10 protein-coding genes are annotated in these 18,042 nt (G+C 48.5%); 9 read left to right on the top strand and 1 reads right to left on the bottom strand.

From position 1 onward, the window contains the following. Positions 1–33 precede the first annotated feature (33 nt). The 9 genes from adk (at position 34) to DU481_RS01400 (ending at position 17,703) form a co-directional block, all read left to right on the top strand. Complete coding sequence (adk, locus tag DU481_RS01440) at positions 34–687, top strand: adenylate kinase (protein WP_350131920.1); 654 nt, start codon at positions 34–36, stop codon at positions 685–687. A 138-nt stretch (positions 688–825) separates the two neighbouring features. Further along, positions 826–2,085 (top strand): 6-phosphofructokinase, encoded by a 1,260-nt coding sequence (locus DU481_RS01435; RefSeq protein WP_350131640.1) that lies wholly within the window; start codon positions 826–828, stop codon positions 2,083–2,085. A 223-nt stretch (positions 2,086–2,308) separates the two neighbouring features. After that, a complete protein-coding gene (locus DU481_RS01430; protein ID WP_107803971.1) occupies positions 2,309–4,366 on the top strand; it encodes a sodium-translocating pyrophosphatase in 2,058 nt (685 codons plus the stop codon). A gap of 395 nt (positions 4,367–4,761) precedes the next feature. Beyond that, positions 4,762–11,223, top strand: a complete 6,462-nt coding sequence (locus DU481_RS01425) for an SDR family NAD(P)-dependent oxidoreductase (protein ID WP_350131637.1) — start codon at positions 4,762–4,764, stop codon at positions 11,221–11,223. Next, complete coding sequence (locus DU481_RS01420; RefSeq protein ID WP_350131634.1) at positions 11,216–12,550, top strand: aminotransferase class I/II-fold pyridoxal phosphate-dependent enzyme; 1,335 nt, start codon at positions 11,216–11,218, stop codon at positions 12,548–12,550. The genes DU481_RS01425 and DU481_RS01420 overlap by 8 nt, the downstream gene beginning before the upstream one ends. 66 nt (positions 12,551–12,616) lie before the next feature. Then, positions 12,617–14,941 (top strand): efflux RND transporter permease subunit, encoded by a 2,325-nt coding sequence (locus DU481_RS01415; RefSeq protein WP_350131631.1) that lies wholly within the window; start codon positions 12,617–12,619, stop codon positions 14,939–14,941. A 34-nt stretch (positions 14,942–14,975) separates the two neighbouring features. Further along, positions 14,976–15,758 (top strand): outer membrane lipoprotein-sorting protein, encoded by a 783-nt coding sequence (locus tag DU481_RS01410; RefSeq protein ID WP_350131628.1) that lies wholly within the window; start codon positions 14,976–14,978, stop codon positions 15,756–15,758. A gap of 4 nt (positions 15,759–15,762) precedes the next feature. Next, positions 15,763–17,001 (top strand): hypothetical protein, encoded by a 1,239-nt coding sequence (locus tag DU481_RS01405; RefSeq protein ID WP_107803966.1) that lies wholly within the window; start codon positions 15,763–15,765, stop codon positions 16,999–17,001. A 9-nt stretch (positions 17,002–17,010) separates the two neighbouring features. Then, a complete protein-coding gene (locus DU481_RS01400; protein WP_350131624.1) occupies positions 17,011–17,703 on the top strand; it encodes a 4'-phosphopantetheinyl transferase family protein in 693 nt (230 codons plus the stop codon). Positions 17,704–17,903: 200 nt separating this feature from the next. Here DU481_RS01400 and DU481_RS01395 read toward each other — a convergent pair whose 3' ends face one another. Then, entirely contained in the window at positions 17,904–18,026 is a 123-nt protein-coding gene (locus DU481_RS01395; RefSeq protein ID WP_350131918.1) for a hypothetical protein, read from the bottom strand. Between the last annotated feature and the right edge of the window lie 16 nt (positions 18,027–18,042).

The following is an 18,042-nucleotide window of genomic DNA, read 5'->3' as shown; positions in this document are numbered from 1 at the left end:
TAAATTTTAATTGGTAACAGAGGGAGAATAGCTATCCGAGTCATTTTATTAGGCGGTCCTGGTGCCGGAAAAGGTACTCAGGCCAATTATATTAAGGAACATTTTGGTGTTCCGCAAATTTCTACCGGCGATATGCTGCGTAGCGCTGTGAAAGCAGGAACGGAATTGGGCGTCATGGCAAAAAAAATAATGGACGCTGGTGGATTGGTTTCAGACGACATTATCATCAATCTGGTCAAGGAACGTATCACGCAACCCGATTGTTCAAGCGGTTTCCTGTTTGACGGTTTTCCGCGTACGATTCCGCAAGCCGACGCCATGAAGGCGGCCGGTGTGCCGATTGATTTCGTTGTTGAAATTGATGTTGACGATGCAGAGATTGTTAAGCGCATGTCGGGTCGTAGAGTGCATCCCGCATCCGGACGGACGTATCATGTGAATTTTAATCCACCTAAAACCCATGATCAGGATGATGTGACAGGTGAGCCGTTGATACAACGCGATGACGATAAGGAAGAAACGGTCCGTAAACGTTTGCAAGTCTATCATGAGCAAACTGAGCCATTGGTTGAGTACTATTCAAAATGGTCGGCGCATGGCGGGAAAGATGCGCCCCGCTATATCAAAGTAGCTGGCATAGGCACGGTTGAAGAGATACGTGATTCGATTTTCGCAGCATTGAAATAAGTTTTAGCCAGCCTCTTTTTTGATTCACAGCATGAATTCAAGACTCGGGACGCGGCAAGCCGCGCCTGAGTTTTTGTGCGTATAGATTCAGTAGAATGAAAATAGCTTGCTTACGATTTGATTAATCAGGAGAAAAATATGGCAATTAAAAATGCATTTTATGCCCAATCCGGTGGCGTTACCGCAGTCATTAACGCTTCCGCAGCGGGTGTTCTGGAAACGGCGCGGCAGCATACCGATAAAATTGGCAATGTGTATGCCGGCCGCAATGGAATTATCGGCGCGCTGACCGAAGATTTGATCGATACCAATGCCGATTCGGCAGCGGCGATTGCTGCGCTGCGTTACACCCCATCGGGTGCTTTTGGTTCCTGCCGTTATAAATTAAAAAGCCTGGAACAAAACCGCCGCGAATATGAGCGCTTGATCGAGGTTTTTAAAGCGCATAATATCGGCTACTTTTTTTACAATGGCGGTGGTGATTCCGCCGATACTTGCCTGAAAGTCTCACAATTATCAGGCACCTTGGGCTACCCCATTCAAGCGATTCATGTGCCTAAAACCGTCGATAACGATTTGCCGATCACGGATTGTTGCCCGGGTTTTGGTTCGGTGGCTAAATATATCGCAGTGTCCACCCGTGAAGCCAGCTTTGACGTAGCCAGCATGTCCAAGACTTCCACCAAAGTTTTTGTACTGGAAGTCATGGGACGTCACGCAGGCTGGATTGCAGCGGCTGGTGGCTTGGCTTCAAGCCCGGATTGCGAGATTCCAATCGTCATTCTGTTTCCGGAAGTTACTTTCGATAAAGAAAAGTTTCTTGCCAAGGTAGACCGGTATGTTAAGGAATATGGTTACTGTTCGGTCGTGGTGTCGGAAGGTGTCAAAGGTGGCGACGGCAATTTCCTGTCTGATCAAGGACTGCGCGATGCGTTTGGTCATGCGCAACTCGGCGGTGTTGCTCCGGTAGTCGCGAATATCATCAAAGACGGTTTGGGTCTGAAATACCATTGGGGCGTTGCCGATTATCTGCAGCGCGCAGCGCGTCACGTCGCTTCCAAAACTGACGTTGAGCAAGCCTATGCAATGGGTAAAGCTGCCGTGGAATATGCACTGGCAGGACATAATTCGGTAATGCCGACGATTGTCCGTGAATCCAGCGCACCGTATAAGTGGTCGGTCGGTATGGCGCAGCTTTCCAGCGTGGCCAATGTTGAAAAAATGATGCCAGCTGATTTTATCACTGAAGATGGTTTCGGCATCAGCCCAGCCTGCCGTGAATACTTGGCGCCGTTGATCGAAGGGGAAGACTATCCGCCGTACAAAAATGGTTTGCCGGATTATGTGCGGCTGAAGAATGTTGCAGTTGCTAAGAAATTGGGTGAATTCAAATTATAATAATGGGGTATCAGCAATTCGATCAGTGTTGTAATGAAGTCATACACCACTGATTTGGTTGTTAAGTAATCGTATATTCAAAAAAATTTGATGCATTCAAGTAGTAAGAACGGATAAAATACGCCCTGATTTTTTATTCAAGACAAGTGGTTAAGAGTGCGGGATTAATTAGATCAGAATTTCGCATGCAATTTTTATGGTCTGACTTTAATTGGAGTTCTCTATGGCTAGTGGTTTCGTTATCGCAATTTTTAGTGCGATTGTAGCCCTGATATTCAGTGGTATATGGATTAAGGGTATTTTTGAGCAATCTACAGGCAACCAGCGGATGCAGGAAATTGCCAAGGCGATTCAAGAAGGCGCCTCTGCATATCTGAAGCGTCAATATATGACGATCGGTATGGTGGGTGCAGTTTTGTTTTTTGCGCTTTGGATAGCGTTAGGTTGGGATACGGCGATAGGTTTCGCTTTAGGTGCTATTCTCTCCGGTGCCGCTGGCTTCCTGGGAATGACTGTATCAGTTCAATCGAATGTGCGTACTGCTCAAGCTGCAACTATCGGATTGAATGAAGCACTGGCGATTGCTTTCCGCGGCGGCGCGGTTACGGGAATGCTGGTTGTTGGTCTAGGCTTGCTGGGTGTGGCCGGATACTGCGCGATGTTGTTTAACGGCGCTAATCCCGATCAAGCCGTAAGCGACATCATCAAACCATTGGTTGGTTTTGCATTCGGCGGATCACTGATTTCTATTTTTGCCCGTTTGGGTGGCGGTATTTTCACCAAAGGTGCAGACGTTGGCGCGGATCTGGTGGGTAAAGTTGAAGCCGGTATTCCAGAGGATGATCCTCGCAATCCAGCCGTTATTGCCGACAATGTGGGCGATAACGTAGGTGATTGTGCTGGGATGGCTGCCGATCTGTTCGAAACCTATGCCGTTACGATCATCGCTACGATGATACTGGGCGCACTGCTGTTTTCAGCAAATGCTCTCGATGCGGTAATTTATCCGCTAATGCTGGGCGCGGTTTCTATCGTTGCATCGATTATCGGTTGTTACTACGTTAAGATGCGTGAAGGCGGTAAGATTATGAATGCGCTGTACCGCGGATTGGCAGTTGCTGGCGGTATCGCATTACTTGCTTATCTTCCTGTTACCGTTTGGTTCATGAGCGGTATGTCGCTTGATGTCGATGGCACGGAAATCGCAGGTGGTATGCTGGTGATGCGAGTATTCCTGGCGGCAGCGATCGGGTTGGTATTAACCGGCCTCATGGTTGTCATCACCGAATACTACACATCGACTGATTTTCAGCCGGTTCAACATGTTGCCGAAGCATCAACGACTGGTCATGCAACCAACATCATTGCCGGTTTGGGTGTTTCAATGCGCGCCACCGCAGCTCCGGTTCTCGCTGTTTGTATCAGTATTCTTCTGGCTTATGCACTGGCGGGCTTATACGGTATTGCGATCGCTGCGACATCGATGTTATCGATGACCGGTATCATTGTTGCACTGGATGCATACGGCCCGATCACCGATAACGCAGGTGGTATTGCGGAAATGTCGGAAATGCCGGATTCAGTCCGCGCCATTACCGATCCATTGGATGCTGTTGGTAACACGACCAAAGCAGTGACCAAAGGGTATGCGATTGGCTCAGCAGGTTTGGCAGCGTTGGTGCTGTTTGCCGATTATACGCATGCGCTGGAGCATGCCGGGCACGCGATCACCTTCGATTTATCAAATCACATGGTGATTATTGGTCTGTTTATCGGCGGTATGATTCCTTACTTATTCGGTGCGATGTCGATGGAAGCTGTCGGACGTGCTGCCGGATCGGTAGTGATTGAAGTGCGCCGCCAGTTCAAGGAAATCCCCGGCATCATGGAAGGTACTGCTAAGCCAGATTACTCGCGTGCAGTGGATATGCTGACGAAAGCCGCGATCAAGGAAATGATGATTCCTTCACTGTTACCGGTACTGATTCCGCTGCTAGTCGGTGTTATTCTCGGACCGCAAGCTCTGGGCGGTGTATTGATGGGTTCCATCGTAACCGGCTTGTTCGTGGCTATTTCCATGACCACCGGTGGCGGTGCATGGGATAACGCTAAGAAATATATCGAAGATGGTCATTTCGGTGGCAAGGGTAGCGAAGCTCATAAAGCATCCGTGACAGGCGATACCGTGGGCGATCCTTATAAAGATACCGCGGGTCCTGCAATCAATCCATTGATTAAGATTATTAACATTGTGGCATTGCTGATAATTCCACTGCTGTAATAGCCGTAATCAAGTAATAACTTAAAAAGCACATCAGTTTACTGGTGTGCTTTTTTTATGACTCAATTCCCTCCTTTTAAGAAAACTCCGGCTGGAAAACGGCAGCCTGAGAACTCAGCAACTACCCTGCAACACAATAGAGTTTCGCGACTCCACTTTGAATGGATTTATGGAAGTTACGCTTCCTTGAGTAATCCGTTTATTAATCAATAATCTTTGCTGCAAATAATCGCTCTGGGTTAAGAAAGATGAGCTCACAGTGATTTTTCTCACAGCCTGAATTTCTCTCGATCACTATCATTCCGTCAACACAGTTCTTGTGCTGGTGTAATTACACAGGGGCGATTTTTATTTCTATTACCCATGACGATTCCCGTTTAAAGGAGAGAATTCAGATGAAACGCACTTTACCTAAATCGACTGATATGGAGCCAATCGCATTGGTCGGAATTGGTTGCCGTTTTCCTGGTGGAATAAGCGATACAAAAAGTTTCTGGGAGTTACTGGTCAGCAAAAAAGACGGTATTGTTGAAATTCCGGCTGAGCGTTGGAATTTACAACGCTTCTACGATCCGGAGCCTAATAAACCCGGAAAAATTTATGTGCGGCAAGGCGGCTTCCTGCAACAACGCGTTGATGCATTCGATGCGTTGTTTTTTGGCATTGCTCCACGCGAAGCGGAATGCATGGACCCACAGCAGCGCTTACTGCTGGAGACAAGCTGGGAAGCACTGGAAGACGCCGGTATACCGCCAGATTCTTTAGCGGGCAGCAATACCGGTGTATTCATCGGTGCATTTACTCTTGACCATCAACTGACCCAGATGGGAAGCGGGAACAGGGATTTGATTGGTGCGCATACCGCAATCGGATCCACCATGACGATCCTCTCCAATCGTATCTCTTATGTCTTGGACTTGCGCGGTCCGAGCATGAGTGTCGATACGGCGTGCTCATCTTCTCTGGTTTCGGCACATTTGGCTTGCCAAGCGATTTGGAATGGTGAGTGCGATTTGGCTATGGCTGGCGGTGTCAATATCATGACTCGCCCTGAATATCCGGTGGCTATGTGCAAAGGCGGATTCCTTGCAAAAGATGGGCGCAGTAAAAGCTTTGATGCGCGCGCCGATGGCTATGGCCGAGGCGAGGGATCCGGTGTCGTCGTACTGAAACGCTTATCTGCTGCAATAGCGGACGGCGACAATGTTTATGCCGTGATACGGGGCACCGGTGTGAATCAGGACGGCCATACCAATGGAATCACCGTGCCCAATCCGGAATCACAAGCGGCACTGATTCGTAATGTGTGCACCAGATATAACCTTGATCCCAAACAAGTTCAGTATATCGAAGCGCATGGAACCGGCACACCCGTAGGCGATCCGCTCGAAGCGAAAGCGCTGGGTTCAGTCATCGGCCTGGATAGAAAACCGGATGAACGTTGTTTGGTGGGTTCGATAAAAGCAAATATCGGGCATACTGAGGCGGCTGCCGGTGTGGCGGGCCTGATTAAAGCTTCGCTCTGCTTATCGCACCGGCTTGTTCCGCCGCAAGCAAATCTTGAAACACCGAATCCTGATATTCCGTTTGAATCGCTTGGATTACGGTTACCTGAGAAGCTGGAGAAACTTGCTCCAGGTGTTGATCGTGTTTTAGCTTGCATTAATTCATTCGGTTACGGTGGAACGAATGCGCATGTGATTTTGGAAAATGCGCCGAAATTGACTCGTACGCGTAAAGCGAAAAGTGTGACTGGCAAACAGTATGTTTTGCCGCTATCGGCCCGTAGCGAAGAAGCGCTTAAGAATCTGGCGCGTTCCTGGTTTAACCGTTTATCGGAAAATACTGCGGAGTCTCTCGATGATCTTTGCTATTCAGCGGCATGCCGCCGCAGTCACCATTCTCTCCGCGTTGCTTTTACCGGAAGCTCCAAACGTGAACTATGCGAGCAAATCGAATTGTTCATTGAGCAAGGCAACGGTGAATGGCTGGCATCAGGTCAAGCACTGAATAAAGAGCAATCTCAACCGGTTTTCGTATTCACCGGCATGGGGCCACAGTGGTGGGCGATGGGTAGGGAGTTGTATCAGCAAGAACCAGTATTCCGTGACGAAGTTGATCAATGCGATGCGGTTTTTAAGAAAATCGCCGGCTGGTCTATTCTTGATGAGATGCTGGCCGATGAGCCGGTGTCCCATATGAGCGATACTACGATCGCGCAAACCTCAAATTTTGTCATTCAAACAGGCTTGGTTGCGCTATGGCGCTCGTTGGGTGTTGAACCGGCAGCAATTGTCGGCCACAGCGTCGGCGAAGTGACCGCAGCCTACGTTGCCGGTGTGCTGACTTTGGAAGAAGCGATTAAGGTCAGTTACCATCGCAGCCAAATTCAGAAAAAGGCATCCGGACTGGGCAAGATGCTTGCCGTGGGCTTGGGGGCGGAACAATGCGCCGATTTGCTGAAACTGACCGAAGGCAAAGTTTCGATAGCAGCGATCAATAGCCCGACAACAGTGACTCTGGCAGGCGACGCGGAAAGCCTTGAAGCGATTGCTACCTACTTGACAACAATCGGAGAGTTTAATCGTTTCCTGCAAGTAGAAGTTCCATATCACAGTCATTATATGGAGGACTTAAAACCCGAAGTGCGGGAAAAACTGGCTGATTTGAAACCTGCGCTTCCTGCGTTGACATTGTATTCGACCGTAACGGGAGATCTCGTTACCGAGGTGGCCTATGATGCGAAATACTGGTGCGACAATATTCGTGAGCCGGTTTATTTCGCCAAAGCACTGGAAAGCTTATTGCGCGATGGTTATCGCGTATTTCTTGAGGTGGGGCCCCACCCGGTTTTGTCGACGGCGATAAAAGAATGCTGCCGCATGCAAAATATCGCACCGGTGACGTTTGCGTCGATGAAACGCGGCATACCTGAAAAACGGACTGTGCAGCTTGCTTTGGCCGGTTTGTATACCGCTGGATGTGCCATCGACTGGCCGCGGCTTTTTGCTGCAAACTCACGTTACGTCAAGATTCCAAGTTATCCGTGGCAACGTGAGGTTTATTGGCGTGAAGAGGAAAATTCCTTAACAGATCGAACGGGGTTGCCTGCTCATCCGTTGCTGGATCATCGCTTGTCGGATCCCCGTCCAACTTGGCAGTATCAGTTAAATCATCAGTATTTGCCTTATCTTAAAGATCACCAAGTGGATGGCTTAGTCGTCATGCCTGGTGCGGCGTATGTTGAAGCCGGTTTGGCGCTGTATGCGGAATTATTCGGGAGCAATAGCTGCACATTAGCCAATTTGCAGTTTCACCAGGCATTGCTTCTGGGATCGGACCAAGATCCCGATCCGGTGGTGCATGTTACTTATGACCCGGATACCAAGGAATATGCCTTTTTTAGCCGGGAGCAGAAAAATCATCTAGATTGGCAGCTGCATTCCCTGTGTCAGCTAGCGGATACCCCTGCTGCGGCATCACCAGCTGAAAGTCTTGCCGAAATCTCGGCGCGTTGTAACGATCAAGTGAACATTTCCGAGTTGTATGCCAGTTTGAAACAGCGTGGATTGGATTACGGTCCTTGCTTCCGGACAATTACGGAATTGCAGCGCAAAGGCGCTGAAGTTCTGGCGCGAATTGCATTGCATCCCGATCTGGAAAGGGATTTTGCTGCTTACCTTTTGCATCCCACTCTACTGGACGGGTGCTTCCAGTCGCTGATCGCGTGCATGGATGGTGATGATCATTTTTATATGCCGATTGCGATCAGAAAGCTGACATTTCTCCAACCGGTCACTAAACAATTGTGGTGCCACGGCAGTTTGAGCGAATTCAGTGCCGAAGGTATCGAGGGAAATCTGAGTTTATACGATGATCAAGGCCGTCTTTGCGTTCAGCTGGAAGGATTGCAATGCCGCGCGCTGGCGTCGCAACAAGAAAAACAAGTTGATCAGGTTAGCCGGTTGGCTTATGTATGGGATTGGCAGCAGCAAAATCTGAATTTAAGCAATACCCCAAGAAAAGGCACATGGCTGGTATTCAGCAGCGACAATGCGCTATCCGAACAAGTTTGCATGGCATTGGAAAACGATAATGTAAATCGTGTCATTCCGGTTGATACACGTTATGTTTATCAGCAACAAAATGCCGTGATCCAAACACTGGATAACAGTCAGTTAGCGCGCGCCAAAGCTGTGCTGCAAATCGCAAAGCAACACGATTGTGTTGGCATTGCTTATTTATGGGGATTGCAGGCAGGCGCGGAGCCAAATGATCCGGCAGGTATCGGTCAAGCTTGCGTGGCCATGCAGATCATGCAGTTACTCAACGAGGTGTTTCAGCAAAATAGTCCACGTTTGTATTTTGTGACACAAGGCGTCCAAGCGGTCAAAGATACCGATGCAATCAAATATCTGGCTCAGTCCCCATTAGTTGGATTTGCCAGGGTTGCGCTGAATGAATTTCCAGGATTCCATTCTTCATTGATTGATCTGGATGAATCGAGCGGTGCCAATCAGGCCGATCAGCTCAGATTGGAGCTGCTGACAAACAGCGATGAAGATGATGTTGCATTTCGGGACCGGGAACGATATGTCCATCGTTTGATACATAGAGATGCCGATTCTTCGCCAGAAGAAATGTCTCAGCAGGCGACAGTCACCGCATCCAAAGTGGAAGCATTTCGTCTGGCTTGGGCGAACGAGCCGGTGTTTACGGAAATTACCCGATCAGTCGCATTAAAAGCCGACGAAGTCGAAATTGAACTGGATCATATTGACTTGGCCGGATTGAGTCGGGAGTTCGTGCAGGGTGAAAAGCTACCGGCTTATTTTGCCACCGGCATTATCCGCAAAGTTGGCGAGGCGGTAACAGAATGGCGCGAGGGCGAGCAAGTTGCCGCGGTATGCAAAGGCATGCCGGCATCGCATAGTCTTGTGAAGAAAGATCAAATCTTTTCACTGACTCAGTTGGCGGGCATTGCTAAAACCGGCATCGTCAATGTCATGTCATCCGTAATTCCTGCGTATTATTCGCTAAGCCATGTTGCCCGTGTTAAACCGGGTGAGATTGTTCTCATCGACGCAGACTTAGGCGATGGCACGCTATGTTTCCATCGTGTTGCCCTTTGGCTGGGTGCCAATCCCGTACTCTATAGTGTAAACGACGAGCGTTTGCATGCCTTGGAAGCGCTGAGCGAGGTAGCAGTTTTTGATGCCCGGGAATCGGGTCTCGCAGGAATACTGTCAGCCGCATTCGATGTTTTTGCCGTCAGAGCATGGGTGCATTCGCACAGCAGCAGCCACAGCGTGCTGAAAAATATTGCGCGCCAAGCCAATGCGCACGAGGTTATTGCCGATCAACCCCAAGAGGGCGCGGGAACGGCAGCGGAGTCAATACAGCGTGGCGGTAATGCCTATGTCGGCGCCTTGGCGCTTGCGCTTTCCGCACCGCTTCTATTCAACAAGCTCTTGACTGAACTGGGAACGTATATCCGCAAATATCCAATGGATGCCGCGGAGGTCAGCAGTGTTTCCGGGGAAGCCATGCTGGAAGCTTTGCGGTCTGCTTCTCAAACGGATGGACTGCATTCAGTTGTGCTATCGCTCGAGAACCGGGAGAAGATTCCCGTCCAAGTAACCCGGAAAGAACCATCGTTTGTCGATCCTGCGGCTTCCTATCTGATCACGGGCGGTTTCGGCGGCTTTGGATTGGAAGTCGCATATTGGCTGGTTAAACAAGGCGCGAAACACTTGATCCTGGTGGGCAGACGCGGTGCCGCCGGGGAAGCCGCGCAGAACGCTATGAAACAATTGCATGGTAAGGGGGTGAACGTCTTGGCCGCCGCGGCTGATATTGCAGATGCTCAGCAAGTGTCACGTCTTTTGACACAAATTGACGAAGCAATGCCGCCGCTGAAAGGTGTGTTTCATGGCGCCGCGGTACTTGATGATGCGCCTATTCTGGACTTAACTCCGCAACGCATGGCTGCGGTGATGCAGGCGAAGGCTTTGAGTGCGTGGCATCTGCATCAATTGACGCAAAATCATTCGCTCGATTTCTTTGTCATGTGTTCATCGGTGTCCGCACTGATCGGTAATGGCCGGCAAGCCAATTATGCGGCGGCGAATACCTTCCTGGATGCGCTGTCTTGGCACCGGCAAGCCCTCGGATTTCCGTCCACGGCGATCAATTGGGGGGCGATCAATACCGGCATGGCTGTGGATAGCGAAGAAGTGAAGAGACATCTGGCGCTGATGGGGATGAATACGCTCCCGGCCAAACAAGCGCTGGAATGCTGGAAATTCCTGCACGATAAAAAAGTTGCTCAGTACGGATTAATGGATGTGAGCTGGCCCCGTTGGCAGGAGTTTGAGCCAACGGGCGGGCAATCGCTGCGTTTCCGGCATCTTGCCAATGTTGTTGCAAATGCGGCGGCTGCCACTTCACTGGCTAAGGAAATAAGTGTGTTATCGCCAGAAGAACAGCAGGTCAGACTGGAGGATTTATTGAATGATCTGGTCGCAAAAACACTGCGTCTGCCGCGCAACAAAATTAATGCCCAAGCATCGCTTTCCCAAATGGGAATCGATTCTCTGATGGCCGCCGAACTGCAAGCTGAAATCAATCAAGCTTTAGGGGTGAGGATTTCTACATTGGAATTGATGCGAGGGCAAAACCTCGAGCATCTTGCCCGGCTTCTGGCGGATAAAGCCAATCTATCGGCGGTGCCCGCCACAATGGCCAATCACAATCACGGTGGTGAATCATCCGAATTGATAGAACGGTTATCCGAACAGGATGTAACGATACTACTTAATCAATTGCTCGCTGAAGGGGAGACTGTTAATGAATAAGGTAAAAGATTTATCCGATGCGGAGAAACGGCAGTTATTGAAGCAGCTGCTTGCACGCAACGAGAAAAAAACGGAACGCGTATTAAATCCGGTCAAGAGTGCCGGATCAGGGGATGACCCAACCAGTTTTAATGATTTCGCAGGTTTCAAGATGCTGCAGGAGCAGGCGGAAATCTTCCAGACGTTGGCGTTAAAGAATCCCTATTTCTGCGTGCATGAAGGTATTAGCGATCATGTGACCGATTTTGAAGGGAAAAAATACATTAATTATTCCGGTTATAACTACCTCGGTTTGTCCGGTCACCCGGAAGTATCGGCAGCGGCTAAAAATGCTATTGATCAATATGGCACCTCCGTATCGGCAAGCCGTATCGTATCCGGTGAGATCCCGCTGCATGCCGAACTGGAACAAGCGCTTGCAGAGATTCATGATACCGAGGCTGCGGTTGCTTTGGTGAGCGGCTATGCAACGAATGTATCGGTCATTAGCCATTTGTTCGGGCCGAAGGATTTGATTGTGCACGATGCATTGATTCATAACAGCGTGATCACCGGGTGCATCTTGTCCGGTGCCAAGCGCTTGGCTTTTCCGCATAACGATTGGAACGCGCTGGATCAAATGCTGCAAGAGAACCGTCGCGAGCATGAGCGAGTGCTGATCATCATCGAAGGCGTGTACAGCATGGACGGGGATATTGCGGACTTGCCGCGTTTTATCGAAATCAAGAAACAGCATCAATGCTTGTTGATGGTGGACGAAGCGCATGCTGCAGGTGTAATCGGCCCGCGTGGTTACGGCTCGCACGATCACTTTGGCATCAAGGGCTCTGAAGTGGATATTTGGATGGGTACTTTGAGTAAATCATTCGCCAGTTGCGGTGGTTATATTTGCGGTACCAAAGCATTAATCGACAATATCAAATATAACGCCGCCGGCGCCATTCTGTTCAGTGTGGGAATTTCTCCAGCCAATACCGCGGCGGCTCTGGCTGCTGCACGAATCATGCAACGTGAGCCGGAGCGCGCGGCCCGGCTCAGAGCAAACTCGGAACTGTTTATTGAACGTGCCAGGGAAAATCAGCTGGATACCGGCGATGCTTCCGGAACCGGTGTTATCCCGATTATTACAGGTAATTCGGTACTGTGTTTGAAGTTGGGACAGTATTTATCCGACCGGGGCATCTACGTGCACCCCATTCTTTATCCGGCCGTTCCGGAATCGGCCGCGAGATTACGCTTTTTCATTACTTGCAACCTGACCGGAGAAGAAGTGATTTACACAGTGGATACTTTGGCAGCCGCGATGCGGACGCTAAAAGCGGACTGAGCTTTGCTGTAACTCATATTTTCTGATTTTTAAACCCATTGCTTCAATTATAGAGAGGATAAGACAATGATTCATCGATACACCGGATGGGTTGTGAACGCGCGGTGGTACATCCTGATTCTAATAGCCGGATTAGTCGTCATGGCTGGATACGGCATCAAGGATTTGCAATTCAAGTCGGATTACCGGATGTTTTTCAGCGACGATAACCCGCAACTGACCGCGCTGGAAAATCTGCAAAAAACCTATACACGGGATGACAACGTATTGCTGGTATTAACACCGGCCAAGGGGGATGTGTTCTCGCCGGAAATACTTACGATTGCGCAACAGTTGACCAAGGATCTCTGGCAAACACCCTATTCAACGCGCGTCGATTCGCTGGTTAATTTTCAGTATAGCCATGCGAACGGTGATGATGTGACCGTGGAAGATTTGGTCGGGGATATCACGCAACTGACGCCCGAAGATCTGACGCGGATTAAATTGTACGCCCTGCAAGAGCCTTTGCTGGTTAACCGCTTGGTATCTCCCAACGCCAAAGTCATGGGTTTCAATGTCGTGATCCTGCGACCAGGCATTAATCAGGATTCCGAAACGGTTGAAGTGACGCAATATGTAAGGAAATTGGCTGATTCGCTGCGGGCTGAGCATCCTGATCTGGATGTGCGGATTACCGGTTCCATCCTCATGGATACCGCATTCGCTGAATCTTCCGAATTGGATATGCGCACCCTGACGCCTGCCATGCTGACGATTATCGCGGTTGCTTTGTGGTTCTTCCTGAGATCATTCTGGGGCATGGTCACGGTACTTCTCATGATGACGCTTGCTGTCATTGCCACAGTCGGCATGACAGGGTGGCTGGGCATTGCATTTTCCCCTTCGAGTATTCCTGCGCCGACTATTTTGTTGACGTTAGTGGTAGCTAATTCCGTTCATTTATTGACGAGTTTTTACAAATCGGTGAATTATGGTGTGAATCCTCACGAGGCGATTGGAAATAGTATTGCCAAGAACTTTAAAGCCATTGTGTTTTGTAATTTTACGACGGTCATCGGTTTTCTCACCATGAATTCCAGTGAATCGCCACCGTTTCGTGATTTGGGAAATATTACGGCCATGGGGGTTGTGATTACTTTCTTCTTATCGATTGTATTGCAACCGGCTTTGATGGCAATTTTTCCCGCTGATGGACGTCCGCGATGGGGTAGTAACGAAGGATGGAAGAAATTCGCACATTTTGTTATCAACTATCGCCATTACTGCCTAATCGGCATGACAATCGCCGTTATCGCCCTAGCCACTGGCATCCGCTTAAATACGCTGGATGATGAATATGTGAAGTATTTTGATCCTTCCGTCGAATTCCGGCGCGATACCGATTACACATCGGATCATCTCACCGGCATCTACCGGATTGATTATTCATTGGAGAAAAACAATGGAGATAGAATCAGCGATCCGGATTTTTTGCAGCGCGTCGATGCATTCGTGCAATGGTATCGCCAGCAACCGGAAGTCACGCATGTATTTGCGGTTACCGATATTTTCAAACGCTTGAATCAGAATATGCATAGTGATGATCCGGCCTGGTATCGCCTCCCGGAAACCGCTGAAATGAGCGCACAATTTCTACTGCTGTATGAGATGTCGCTGCCATACGGCTTGGATCTGAACGATCGCATCAATGTCAACAAATCGGCGACGAGGGTGTCGGTAACATTGCACAGCATATCGAGTCAGCAAGTGCTGGACCTGGAGGCGCGCGCGCAAGCATGGCTTAAGGTCAATGCGCCTAATTTTGCAAGACATGAAGGAACCGGCATCACGTTGCTGTTTGCGCACATCGGGCAACGTAATATCGCAAGCATGATCAATGGTTTGTTACTGGCTGCGGTCATCATTGCGCTGACACTGATCGCCGTGTTGCGCTCTGCGACACTGGGTTTGCTAAGCCTTGTTCCTAACGTGATTCCATCCATCATGGTGTTCGGTGTATGGGGAATGCTGGTGGGACAGATTGGCATGGCTTCTTCTGTCGTCGTCGCCATGACTCTCGGTATTCTGGTGGACGATACGGTGCATTTTCTGACGCAATATCAGTATGCGCGTAATCAAAAGGGATTGCTGCCCGAAGCTGCGGTGGAATACGCGTTCTCACAGATTGGCAATGCATTGTGGGTGACATCCTTTATCTTAATTCTCGGTTTTGCCATATTTGCGCTCTCCAGCTTTAAGATCAATCAGGAAATGGGAATGTTAACAACGCTGATATTTGCCGTGGGATTGCTGGCGGATTTCGTACTGCTCCCGCCTATTCTGTTGTTTATCGAGGGTTTTAAAAAATCAGCCAAAGCAAGTTCGTTAGTCGAGAAAAAAGCAGTTTGAATAATTCATTCACTTATTACACAGGAGTACAGAAATGAAACTTAAAAGCTTAATATGCGGTGTTCTGTTGATGGCGGCTTATCCCGCCTTGGCGCAAACCGATGAAGAAAAAGGATATGCGATCCAAGCAGAGGCAAACCGGCGCGATAATGGTTATATTGATAGCATGCACGATGCGGTAATGACCTTAAAGAATGCGCAAGGTGAAGTCAGCACGCGCGAGTTTGTTGTGAAGACATTAGAAGTTGCAGACGATGGCGATAAAGAAATGGGTATATTCCATTCTCCCGCTGATGTGAAAGGTACCGCTGTATTAACCTTTTCTCACGGCACCAAACCGGATGACCAGTGGATTTATCTGCCATCGCTGAAACGCGTGAAACGGGTTGCAACCGTCAATAAATCAGGTCCCTTCGTTGGCAGTGAATTCGCGTTTGAGGATATTTCGTCGTGGGAACTGGATAAATACCGGTATCGCTATCTTCGTGATGAAGAAATCGATGGCAACGATTGTTTCGTGGTTGAGAACTACCCGGTTTATGAATATTCGGGCTATACAAAGCAAATCGAATGGTTGGATAAAAAGATGTACCAGCCGCGTAAGATCGAGTTTTATGACAGAAAAGGCGCACTGCTGAAAACACTGACATTCAGCGACTATAATCAATATTTGGATCGCTATTGGCGCGCAGGTAAATTACAAATGGACAATGTGCAGAACGGTAAAAGTACTGAACTGCTGCGCAAAAATTATCGATTCAAAAATAATTTTAGTGACAGAGATTTCACTGAAAACGCGCTTAAAAACGTGAGATAACAGCATGATTGCAAAAGTTGCGCGATATATTCTATTTTCACTTTGGACCGTAGCGTTAGCAACTTTTGCACAGGCCGCTGATTTCTCAGGAAAGGCAGCTGTAGATACCCGATTTTTCACCGAACCGCCGATATTTGCACAGCAAAAAGATGGCGTGGCTTACCCTTCAGTGATGATACAACCGGAATTTCGTCATGACTGGGGATCGGGGAATAACCGCTTAACGGTTATTCCCTTTGCACGCTACGATAGCTTGGACAAACATCGTACGCACTGGGATGTCCGCGAGTTCAGCTGGCTGCATATGCAGAAGAACTGGGATTTACTCGTGGGTGTGGGCAAAGTGTTCTGGGGCACCACTGAATCCAGGCAACTCGTCGATATCATCAATCAATCCGACTTGATTGAGAAATTCAGCGGTGAAGAGAAACTCGGTCAACCGATGATGAATCTTAATTTGCCGACTGACTACGGTCATTTCAGCCTGTTTTACCTGCCGTATTTCCGCGAACGGACTTTTCCATCCTCCAATGGCCGTTTTTTATTTGATCCCCCCGTCCGTAATAGCGAAGGTAAATTGGATGGATTCAGTCATTGGCAACCCAGTTTCGCGGGCAGATGGAGTAAAACTTTTGGCGATTGGGATGTTGGCGTAGCCCATTTCTGGGGCGTGGGCCGTGAGCCGAGATTGGTCCCCTCATTCGGACAAGGGTTTACGCATCCGCCGACCGGGTTGGTCCCAATTTATGACTTGATCCATCAAACCAGTATCGATGTTCAAGGTGTATTGGGTAATTGGATCTGGAAAGCAGAGGCGATTACCCGGTCGGGCCAAGGAGACCGGTTTGCGGCAGCAGTGGTGGGATTTGAATACACGAAATACGGTGTTTTCGGCGGGAGCAAGGATGTCGGTTTTTTGCTGGAGTATCTGTATGACGGTCGGAGTTCGTTTGCACCGCCAACTCCATTTAATAACGATATTTTCTCCGGAATACGTGTTGTTTTTAACGATCCGCAGAATACCGAGTTTCTCTTTACCAATACGGTTGATCTAAACACACAAGCCACCATACTGGGTTTTAATGCCAGCCGCCGGTTGGGTGAAAAATGGAAGATTGAGCTCGAATCGCGATTTTTCGCCAATATATCTGCAACAAAAAATCCATTTGCGCCTCCCAAGGAGATTTTAACGGGTATGCGTAATGACGATTATATTCAGCTTAGAGTTGTACGGCACTTCTAGGAGCATGAAGTGGCGGGCAAAATTTGTGGTACAGCACCAGTCTATGCGTCATTGGATGCAATTTTTTCTGACACATCATTTAGTTTCTTCTCCTGTATTGAAGTAAAAAACACCGATGTGCTTTATGCGGAAGAAAAAGCGTTGATGATGAAACAAGGCTTCAGCCAGCTAACGGATTTCTGTAAAGGCCGTTATTGCGCGCATCAGGCATTGGAGAAAATAGGCTATTACGCTTTTCCAATATTGCGCGATGAATATGGCGCACCCATTTGGCCCGAGGGAATAACCGGCAGCATCAGTCATAGTGGTGATGCCGCTGCCGCCGTTGTTGCTCGCAAAACAAATATCCAGGGTATCGGCCTAGATCTGCAAAAACGCGAAATATTTCCTTCCGCGGTTTTATCGGTTCTTTTCCACGATGATGAAGTAGCCTCATTTTTAAGTATTCCTTCAGACTTAGCAGATTTATATGCTTATGCGATTTTCTCGGCAAAAGAGAGTGCTATCAAATGCTTTTATGCCACACGTCAATATCTCGCGCATTTGAACGAGATTGTGATTGCAATGGATTGGATAAACGGGACGTTCAGCGCATTCATTCCGGCAACTCATAATCCTAAGTCATTCACTTCTGATCTCGAACTGATGGGACGGGTGGGTTTTGACGAGCGTTTTGTTTTTTCTGCAGCGTGGCTAATATAACAGGGTATTTTTAGAAAGCCTTGTTACGGATGAGGCAGCCAACGGGTGCTTCATTGACAATTGGAATCCCTATCACACTTATTTAAAGTTTCCCGGTTGTTATATCGATTAAAAGAATCAAATCATTGAGAATTCAGGAATATTTTCAATGTGAATGTGATTTTTCTCACTGAAGATTATCTCCTAAGATGTAAGAAACCTCAGGGTTGTTTACAGATAGGTTGATTGAAATAAGCGTTGAGTATTTCATAAGGGGTGGCATTATTCAAACTCTTATGAGGCTTAACGGTATTGTAGAAGTTAATGAAACGGAGAAGCTGAATGCGTCGATCGGCGCAG

The organism is Nitrosomonas sp. (assembly GCF_040240425.1).
In the GTDB taxonomy this organism is placed as follows: Bacteria; Pseudomonadota; Gammaproteobacteria; order Burkholderiales; family Nitrosomonadaceae; genus Nitrosomonas.
Note: the sequence above shows the minus strand (reverse complement) of the source record. Positions and strands in the feature narration are given on the sequence as shown.